This is a genomic window from Mucilaginibacter sp. (assembly GCF_036383575.1).
GTDB lineage: Bacteria > Bacteroidota > Bacteroidia > Sphingobacteriales > Sphingobacteriaceae > Mucilaginibacter.
In genome coordinates this window covers 1-9,692 of record NZ_DASVOB010000464.1, presented here as the reverse complement: position 1 = coordinate 9,692, position 9,692 = coordinate 1, and the positions used below count along the sequence as shown (strand labels likewise).

At 43.0% G+C, this 9,692-nt stretch carries 9 protein-coding genes and 2 pseudogenes; 2 read left to right on the top strand and 9 right to left on the bottom strand.

Annotated elements, in window-relative coordinates; translation table 11 throughout:
- Both VF500_RS16505 and VF500_RS16500 read left to right on the top strand, forming a co-directional pair.
- A pseudogene (locus VF500_RS16505) lies at positions 1 to 417 on the top strand (S1/P1 Nuclease); the annotation flags it as partial.
- 99 nt (positions 418 to 516) lie between these two features.
- On the top strand, positions 517 to 1,197 hold the full coding sequence (locus tag VF500_RS16500; RefSeq protein ID WP_330860723.1) for a hypothetical protein: 681 nt from the start codon (positions 517 to 519) through the stop codon (positions 1,195 to 1,197).
- A 21-nt stretch (positions 1,198 to 1,218) separates the two neighbouring features.
- Here VF500_RS16500 and VF500_RS16495 read toward each other — a convergent pair whose 3' ends face one another.
- The 9 genes and pseudogenes from VF500_RS16495 to VF500_RS16455 form a co-directional block, all read right to left on the bottom strand.
- Positions 1,219 to 1,869 carry a DedA family protein gene (locus VF500_RS16495; RefSeq protein ID WP_330860722.1) on the bottom strand — a complete coding sequence of 217 codons (651 nt, stop codon included), beginning with the start codon at positions 1,867 to 1,869 and terminating at the stop codon, positions 1,219 to 1,221.
- 45 nt (positions 1,870 to 1,914) lie between these two features.
- Complete coding sequence (locus VF500_RS16490) at positions 1,915 to 2,655, bottom strand: DUF4397 domain-containing protein (protein ID WP_330860721.1); 741 nt, start codon at positions 2,653 to 2,655, stop codon at positions 1,915 to 1,917.
- Between the two features lie 8 nt (positions 2,656 to 2,663).
- Positions 2,664 to 3,359 (bottom strand): DUF4397 domain-containing protein, encoded by a 696-nt coding sequence (locus VF500_RS16485; RefSeq protein ID WP_330860720.1) that lies wholly within the window; start codon positions 3,357 to 3,359, stop codon positions 2,664 to 2,666.
- Positions 3,360 to 3,472: 113 nt separating this feature from the next.
- Entirely contained in the window at positions 3,473 to 4,597 is a 1,125-nt protein-coding gene (dnaN, locus tag VF500_RS16480) for a DNA polymerase III subunit beta (protein ID WP_330860719.1), read from the bottom strand.
- A gap of 33 nt (positions 4,598 to 4,630) precedes the next feature.
- The gene (gene gldG / locus VF500_RS16475; RefSeq protein ID WP_330860718.1) at positions 4,631 to 7,027 is read right to left on the bottom strand and encodes a gliding motility-associated ABC transporter substrate-binding protein GldG; all 2,397 of its coding nucleotides are present in this window, start codon (positions 7,025 to 7,027) and stop codon (positions 4,631 to 4,633) included.
- 479 nt (positions 7,028 to 7,506) lie between these two features.
- A complete protein-coding gene (locus VF500_RS16470) occupies positions 7,507 to 8,109 on the bottom strand; it encodes a hypothetical protein (RefSeq protein ID WP_330860717.1) in 603 nt (200 codons plus the stop codon).
- A gap of 80 nt (positions 8,110 to 8,189) precedes the next feature.
- Positions 8,190 to 8,699, bottom strand: a complete 510-nt coding sequence (locus VF500_RS16465) for a hypothetical protein (RefSeq protein ID WP_330860716.1) — start codon at positions 8,697 to 8,699, stop codon at positions 8,190 to 8,192.
- A gap of 102 nt (positions 8,700 to 8,801) precedes the next feature.
- On the bottom strand, positions 8,802 to 9,305 hold the full coding sequence (locus VF500_RS16460) for an outer membrane beta-barrel protein (RefSeq protein WP_330860715.1): 504 nt from the start codon (positions 9,303 to 9,305) through the stop codon (positions 8,802 to 8,804).
- Between the two features lie 194 nt (positions 9,306 to 9,499).
- Positions 9,500 to 9,692, bottom strand: a pseudogene (locus VF500_RS16455) (ABC transporter ATP-binding protein); the annotation flags it as partial.

Genomic DNA, 9,692 nt, shown 5'->3' with positions numbered 1-9,692 from the left:
TATAACTACTATGTTGGCAAAGCCCGATATATTGAAAACCCGCTTAACGAAGCATTCCGTATTTGCAGGGCCACATATAAAAGCGTGGATACTGTTTTACGCTTTGAACGCATCCTGAACAAAACCTATCCGCAGGATAAAAAATATGAATTGGTGCAGCATGGCAAAAAGCAGGTAAATGATTATTCTGCCGCATACAGCCAGGCTTATCACAAAATGCTGAAAGGGATGGTTGCAAGGCAAATGAGATCATCCATCCTCTCTGTAGGCAGTTTTTGGTATTCGGCCTGGGTTGATGCCGGGCAGCCGGACCTGAATAAGCTTATCGCGCAGCCATTAAGCACGGAGCAAAAGAATCAACTTCAACAGGAGGAAGCACTTTACCGATCTGGCAAAGCATTGGCAATTAGCCATTAATAACGTAAAACCCGAAACTAAAACGGGTAGTAGCAACATTGTTTGGGTGTTGTTTTTCTCTCAACTTAGCGTAAACCATCCACATTAAATTATTACGCTATGAAAAAGCTAATAGTACTGCTATTAATGCTTATCTGTAAAATTGGCTTCGCCCAAAATTGCAGCCAGTTTGTAAATAACGTTAACGGTAAAAAACTCACTTATGTAAGCCAGGATGCCAAAGGCAAACCACAGATGACCGCCGTTTATGTCACCAGCAAAAAAGATGCTACTACGGTTACAGTGCACGCCGAAATAAACGACAAGAATGGCAAAGCGATAGGTAACGGCGATTCTGAAATGATCTGCACGGGCAATACCATAAAGGTAGATATGAAATCATTTGTACCCGCTGCAAACATGAAAGGCAATATGCAAGTAAGCGGCGAAGCCAAATACCTCACCTACCCTGCCGATATGCAAGCCGGGCAAACTTTAGATGACGGCTCCGTAACTATTGATATGGGCAACAACGGTGCACAGATGGCCAACCTGCAAATGGATATCAAAAACCGCAAAGTTGAACAAGCCGAAACAGTGAGCACGAATGCAGGCAGTTTTGATTGTTTTAAAATAAGCTATGATGCAACAACCAAAATGAGAATGATGGGGATAGGTATCCCTTTCAACATGAAAGTAACTGAATGGTATTCACCTAAATTGGGAAGGTTTGTAAAATCCGAAACCTATAATAAAGGCGGTAAACTGATGGGCACTATGACCCTTGATGCTATCAATTAATAGCATCAAGAGTTTTTATATTTAGGCTGGATTTTTAGCGGTACGGCTTTTTACAGCGGCAAAAATCGGCGGCAATATCGATATCAGGATAATGATCACCCCTACCAGCGAAAAGTTTTTAGCAATGATAGGCACCTGACCTAATTTGTAACCTGCAAACAGGAATACAATGATCCATGCAGCACCGCCAATAATGTTATAAAGACTGTATCTTAAAAAAGGCATCCTGCCAACACCTGCCACGAAAGGTGCTATAGTACGAATAATAGGCATAAAACGGCTAAAAATCACCGCCTTGCCACCATGCTTATCAAAAAAAGCTTTGGTTTTAAGATAGTATTCGAGTTTAAGGATCTTATTTTCTTCCTTAAAAACTTTGGGGCCTAAATAATTGCCTAAAAGGTAATTCACTGTGTTACCGATAAAAGCAGCGGCTATCAGGATGATGCCCAAAAGCCAAATATCCAAACCCGAGCTACCACCGGCTATTAAAGCACCGGCTGCAAACAGCAGTGAATCGCCGGGTAAAAATGGGGTTACTACAAAACCTGTTTCGGCAAATATGATCAGGAAAAGGATGAGGTAGGTCCACCCTTGGTAAGCGCTGGTTATTTGCACCAGGTGCTTATCAATATGCAATATAAAATCGATTATACTCTTTATTACTTCCACAGGCTTAATTTTTGCCCAAAAATATAAATATTAAACAAAAAGCAGCTATTGAAGTGTCTTACTAAGCAGATTGTTAGTAAGTACACCTGCGCCAAAGGCCAATGAGTCGGCGCTGCCAACAATGCCCCTGGTATAAATAGTGTAGGCACGGCCGTCTTGTATGGTTATATTTGGCAGGGTTGTTTCAATTTTGGTGGGCGTTTTGGTAGCGGTAATAGTAAAGTTATAATTACCGGCGGTGAGCTCAACATATTTAGATACACCATTAAAGGCCGTTCCGCTCACCACAAGCGTATCGTTAGCCCGCAGATCAAGGGTTGTCGTATTTGGCGAAGCGTGCACAAACCGCACTTTTCCTTTGCCAATGGCGGGCAGCGAGGTACTGTCGGATACAATAAACGAGTTTGCAAAAGTATTATCTTTTTTAAAGCCGGTTATAAACATGGTATACTTCCTGTTAGCTTTAAGTGTAGTGTCAAACTGAAGCAAAATTACAGGCGCCGCGGTAGCTGTACGTAATTGCAATGGCGACTCCAGGGTTGAAAGATAGAAATATCCCGAACTGGTTGGATAGGTATAGGTAGCTGTACTATACCTGATATAATGCTGATAAAGGTATACCGGTTGAATATCGGGGCTTAAATTAACAATCTGAAACTGGGTGTTCAAACCTACCGACGATGCGTTGCCCCCCTTGCCGCATGATGAAACAGCACAGATAAAAAGGCCGCATATCACAGCTACAAAAAACGAAACCAGTACCTTGCTTTTATTTCTATTAGCCATTAACGTTATTATTGATTAGTGAACAGCCCGGTTGCCAGTCCGGCGCTTTTATTACCATATCCATAGTAGGTATATACTTTGCCTCCTGTTAGCGTTACTGTATCCCTGACAACAGTAGTTGGCAATGCTGCTGAATGTAGTGCCATATTATGTTCTCCCGGCGCTACTAAATAAAACGTCGAGGTACCTTTAAAACCCAGGTTCTTTACTGTTTCTGTATCTAAGGCTGCTGTTGTGCCTTCAAAATGCACACTGATATTACCGGCATCAGATGAGGCATTCACAAACCTGATCTTTGCCATAGGGGTCTTGCCTGTATCAGCAACTAATACATCGGTAGTTTTGAAAACCTGGTCTACAGTATTACCTGCTACATAAAATGAATATATCGAATCCTTGCTTAATGTTAGCGGCAGGCTGAACAGCGGGTTCGGATTATTAGGCCCATCCAGCTTAACCGAATAATTTTGCGTGCCGGCTTTTACCGAAATATAACCAAGCGTGCCCCCCGAATAAAAAGTGGTGGTATTATTTATCCTTGTGCCATTAAGGTAAACGTTAATATTATTAAAGGTAGCATTAATAACGTTTAACGATGTTGTTGACGAATCTACCGCATCGGGCTTATCGTTATTTTTTTTGCATGATGCAAGGCAACCCGCCGCTACCGCCATCATCAATAAAACTTTAACCTTTATATTCATATACAATTATAAGCTATAACTGCTTACTGTAATTTTTGGTATCGGGTGTTGAACAAAAAAAGTCCGGTTTATGATACCGGACTTAGTTTTGGATTTATAATTTAAGTTTACACTTAAGCATAACTATTGAGCATCACCGGCATCACCAGCATCAGCACATCTTCATTCTCATCTCCGCCTTGTGGCAGCAATAAGCCGGCACGGTTTGGAGTTGACATCTCCAAAGATACTTCTTCGCAACTTAAATTCTTCAACATTTCTATTAAAAATCTTGCATTGAAGCCAATTTCCATGTCTTCGCCCTCATATTGGCAGCTTAAACGCTCGTGGGCCTCATTAGCAAAGTCGATATCTTCTGATGATATATTCAACTCGCTGCCGTTTATTTTAAGCCTTACCTGGTGGGTAGTTTTGTTAGCATAGATAGCTACACGGCTTAACGAACCCAGGAAAGTAAGCCTGTCGATATTTAATTTATTAGGGTTATTTTGTGGGATAACCGCTTCATAATCAGGATATCGCTCGTCAATTAAACGGCATACCAGGTTAATATTACCAAATTTAAAGAATGCACTGGTGTTGTTATACTCAACCGATACGTTCACATCATCACTTGGTAAGGATGATTTAAGCAGGGTTAAAGCCTTTTTAGGCAAAATGAACGATGTAGTGCTTGCAGCCTTTGCATCTTTACGACGGTAGCGAACCAGTTTATGTGCATCGGTAGCAACAAAGGTAAGGGCCGATGTTGTTAGCTGGCAGTAAACACCTGTCATAGCCGGGCGAAGTTCGTCATTACTTACCGCGAAAATGGTTTTGTTGATAGCTTCGGCTAAAACTGAAGCAGGCAGGTTTACCGATGATGCATTTTCAACAACCGGGATCTTCGGGAAATCCTCGCCGTTTTCACCGCTTAGTTTGTATTTACCATCGCCGGCATTAATTTCAATGGCGAAGGTTTTATCATCAACCGAAAAAGCAACAGGCTGCTCAGGTAATGATTTCAGGGTCTCTAACAATATACGCGACGGTATAGCAATCCTTCCATTCTCTTTAGCCTCAACAGGCAGGGAGGTTGTCATACTGGTTTGCAGGTCGGTAGCAGAAATGGTCAAGTTCCCATCCTTTATCTCGAACAAAAAGTTTTCCAGTATCGGCAGCACAGTACTGCTGCTTAACGCACCACTTACCGACTGCAGTTGTTTGAGTAATGTTGATGTAGAAACAATAAATCTCATATGGTTGTAATTAATCTATCAAAAATAGAAAATTTAACGGGCATACTTTTGCCTGCGTAAATAATGTTGAAAAATAGCACATATTAACACTAAAGCCAGCGGTGCAATGGTATTAACCAGCTGCCAGTACATTTTTTCGCTGCGGATGCGTGCCCTATCCAGCAGGCGGATCTTGATCTCCTTGGTACGCAAGGCGATAAGGCCCGAATCGTCGGTCATATAGTCGGCTATATTGAGCAGCAGGTTTTTGTTGCCATAGGTTTGACGGGTGTAATGGTCATAACCCAGGGGATATGGTGAACCATCATTGCCAACCTGGTTCTTTAAAATATCGCCATCACTTATCACTATCATTTTGGTGGGCTCGCTTTGTTGCTGAATGGCAACCTGTTCCTTAATACCCTCGGGCAGGGGGCGGTTTTGCCAGTCGCTTACAAACCTACCTTCCAGCAATACGCCTGTTATTTTAGGTGTGCTTTGAAAATCTTTAGGATTTGGTTCCTGCTCCAGGGCCTGTAATGACAGCATATACGGGGCAGTCAGCTTCTTATTATATGGCGACGATGTTAACAACACCGTTTTGTTTACATTTTTGGTGTCGAGGATATCGATAGTACTTGCAAACTCACTGCTGATCCCGTCGAGGTTTTTCACTACAGGGTGTTTGCTTAGCGGAATAAACACCGGGTAATACAGCCATGGCAGCATCTGGATCTGCGCCTGCCCGCCAACCTCGCCGGTACTGATGGGGATCTGTGAGCAATTCATATCGGCGATCAGATCGTAGTTGATGCGGATGCCGTAACGGAAAAGCTGGTCATCTAAATTAAGCTGCTTGGGGAATGCCAGCTGCTCACCACCATGCCCGCGCAGGCTGTCAAGCTCGGCACTTACCTGATCGATAGCCCATAGTACCCTGCCTCCGTTCATGATGTACTGATCGAGTTTGAATTTCTCTATCTCCGAAAACTTTTGATCGGGTTTGGCTATTACCAGCAGTTTGATCTTTTGCAGATCGGCGGTGGAGATCGCATTCAAATCAACCCGGCCTACCTGGAAACCATCGGCAAGGCTTTTCATGGCATCGTTCAGTTGCAGGTCGGTTAGCTCGTGGTGACCTTCAGTAAAACCTATTTGCGGCCTTCCCCCCTCATCTGCCTTTTTTATAGCGGATGTAAAAGCATATTCCAGGTTTTGGATAGAGTTGTTTAGCACTTCATCGGGCGAGAGGCCTATGCGGCTCAGCAATAACTTTACAGGAATATCCTTCCCATTGGCAGAAACGAGTGCCGATGGAAATATCAGCTTTTGAGTTACACCATTATCGGTTTTAACGCTCAGGTTAGTTGGCTCAACACCTTCGGCAGCCATGTTCTGGATCACCTCGTTCTGCTGATCGTTATTTAAACCTTTCAATGGGTCACGAAACTCGAATTGAATTTTACCTTTACTATAGGCTTGCAGATCGCTCAGCATATCACGCGTGGCGCTTTGCAGGCGCTTAAAGCCGCCTGGCAGGTTATCACCCTGTAAATAAACTACCACCTTAACACGCTCTGACAATCTTTTCATTATTTTCATGCTTACCGGCGAAACGGTAAAGCGCTTTTCGGCAGTAAAATCAAAACGGGTAAAAGCGTAATGAGACATGTTCCCCAGGGAAAAAAACACGCACAGTAAAGCAACCATACGATTAGATAGGCGGCGTTTCTGCCTTTGCCTGCCCAAAACAAATAACGTAAGCCAGATAAAAATACCTGCTGTTATGATAAAGTAAGTCAGATCGCGGGTATCAAGCACACCACGACTTACCGATTCATAATGCTGGGTGATACCTAAGTTTTGCAAGCCCAGATCCTGCAGGGATAAAAGCTGACTTAATGAATCAAACCCGCTGTAAAAAAAGAAACACAGGAAAACCGATATAGTAAAGGCGATGATCTGATTTTTGGTGATGGACGAGGTAAATAAGCCTATCCCCACAAATACGGCACCTAATAAAAACAACCCGATGTATGAGCCTATTACAGCCCCGGTATCAATATTACCCTGCGGCGTACCTAACGCACTTACCGAATAGTAATAAACCAACGTAGGCAGCAAAGCAAACAGCACTATTAATAAACAGGCCAGGTATTTACCCAGCACTATTTCCCAATCTTTTAAAGGGCGGGTGAACAGCAGTTCAAACGTGCCTTCCTTACGTTCCTCGGCAAGGGAACGCATGGTGATGGCCGGGATCAGGAACATGAACAGGTACGGGGCAGTGCTGAACAGGCTTTCGAGGCCTGCATATCCGTACTCGAGAATGCTTGAATCAGGAAATACCCATAAAAACAAACCCAGCACCAATAAAAATACGCCTATAGTTACGTAAGCCACCAACGAACTCAGGTAGGATATTATTTCTTTTTTAAGGATGCTCAGCACGTTATAATATGTAGTGTTAAGCGCCGAAATTACAACAATATTGCGCCAAAGCAAAGAAGCAGTTTGATATCGGATTTCGGAATTTCGATTTCGGATTTATTTATTGATGGTTTCTTTCGCAGGTTCAAACGTCTTCCGCTTTAACCAAACTTAAAGTAAGCGTACATGCCATAGCCGTTAACCTAAGCAATTAATTGAACAAAGGATTTTAAAAATCCCCTCTCGAGAGGGCGCGTAGGAACGTGTTGTAGCAGGGGTGTGTTTCTGCTACAGATCTTTCAAAGCAGAAACACACCCCTCCGCCCCTCTCAAGAGGGGAATCGCACAATCCCTCGCTTTTTTTCTTTTGCTTAAATTAATGGTTATGGTGAAAGATGCTTGAACATGCGGAATGATAATTAGAAACGATAGCGTCCGTCCGTCTGGGGGACCGACCACCTGCAACCACTTACGGCCACTATCAGCCAACTGTCCCCCCTTTAAAACCTGTACTTGTAAGCTATGTTGAAGCCTAACTGATCAATAGGATGATTATAGTCGATACTTTTATAACCACGTTCAAAGCGCACGTTAAAATCAAGCCCGTGATGAGGGCCAATCGGTACAACAGCCCCCGCTCCTCCCGAATAGATGAACGAAGTATACGACCGGTCATTAAGTTTAAACGCGCTGCCTGCCTCGGCACTTAAATAAAAGTATTTGGCCCAATAATACTTTAAACCAGCGGTAACAGGTAAAAATACATACGGCCCGGGGCGATCTGCAGAGTAATACGAGTTTGGCAAATAATCAACAGACGGAGTAGCATACAGGTAGTAAAGATTCGATTCAAAATAAACAAAGCCTACACCAGCCGTAAAATGCAGTGTTTTGGTTATCGGCTTTTCCAATTTTATATTAACGCCAAAACCGCCTTTGTAGGTAATATCGGGCCCGTTGTATTGGTAGCTGCCAATATTAAGCGGAACATCCAATTCGGTACCAACGCTTAACGAGGTTTGATTACCCCTTTGAGCTTGAGATGCAGCTGAAAACAAAACGAACAAAAAGATTAACGAAATGCGGATAGGTTTCCTGATCATGATATTATAAGGTTTATAAGTGTTGCTATAACGCCGATACGCCTTTCAATAATATATCGCTACAAAAAATAAAAAAAAACCTACCTGCCAAACCGATAGGCAAACCTGATAGCCGTTTGCTGCAAAGTATGGGCCGACCAGCTTTCGTACCGTAACCCCAGTTCAAAGTTACGGTTATCAGTACCTGTGGGGATCATGATAGCCGGCCCTACAGAAAAAGCGAACACCCTGCGCTTATCGTAATTAAGTTCGATAACGCTGCCTGCTTCGGCCTCCAAAAACACGCCCGAGCTAACGTTATATCTTAATCCGGCTTTTAAAGGCACAAAAATATCGCCACCGGAATGCCCCTCATTTAAAAGCGAGTTTTTACAAAAAAAGCTGCTGAACCCTGCTGTAAGCGTAAAACTTACCGGGCTTACAATTGGCTGCTCCAATTTAAGCGAAGCGCCAACCCCTACGTTGTATAAACTGCGCGATGGAATACCAAATTCAACACCGGCACTAAAAGCGGTTGAGGGTTTCGGCCCGTCCTGGGCGTAAGTTTTAAAAGCAGGAAGGATAAGCAACAGCAATATCAGTTTTTTCATAACAGGCCGAAAATACAATATTGCTCTGCTTATAATAATGAAGATATTATTAAAAAGGCCGCTCCCTTCCGGAAACGGCCCCATGATATTAATAATTATTTTTTAAAATTTGAATGCCACCCGCAGCGCTACCTGGCTTACAGTGCCATCATGCGACCAGCCTTCGTAACGTACACCAGCTTCCAGTCCACCGGCAAAGCTATAACCTACGCCCGGTGCATAAGCAAATCCAGTACCACCGCCACTTTCGGTGCTGAATACAGCGCCTAACTGACCTTCTGCAAAAAAGGCATCGTCAAAAAAGTATTTAACACCCGCTTTAACCGGAATAAATCCTTCGCCCGATTTGTTTAAAAAATCTTTAACCTCACTTTTGTACAAAAAGCGGGTATAACCGGCAGAACCCGTTAAATACAAATGATCGGCAATAGGATGATCATACTTAAGGGATCCACCAATGGCAAAATTTGAAATATTGTGCGTGTCGCCAACCGGCAAGCCAGCTTCAACACCTATACTAAATTTGCCTCCATCTGATGATGATTGCGCGTGGGCCGCTACGGCCATGAAGCCTAAAAAGGCTAATGATAAAAGTAGTTTTTTCATATAACAATAATGTAATAAAGGTTGGCTCGGCGGGGTACCTCCGCATTGCCGGGTTTGCATATATAGATGCAATAAACCGGCAATGCGTTACAAAAAATGTAAAAAAATATTAAACGAGTAATACTTAGGAGTAGTAATAACAGAAAACGGCTATTCTACCACGTCCTTTCGGGTATGAAGTAATGACGTGTTTTTTAATTATTAGTAAGGCTGATAAACACCTCCTCGAGCGATTTATCACCATTATTTTTCCGGAGTTGCTGCAAGGTATCGTTGGCTACAATAGTACCTTTATTGATGATGATAACCTGGCTGCACACAGCCTCAACCTCCTGCATAATATGGGTTGAAAGTACAATGGTTTTGGTTTTCCCCAGATCAAGGATC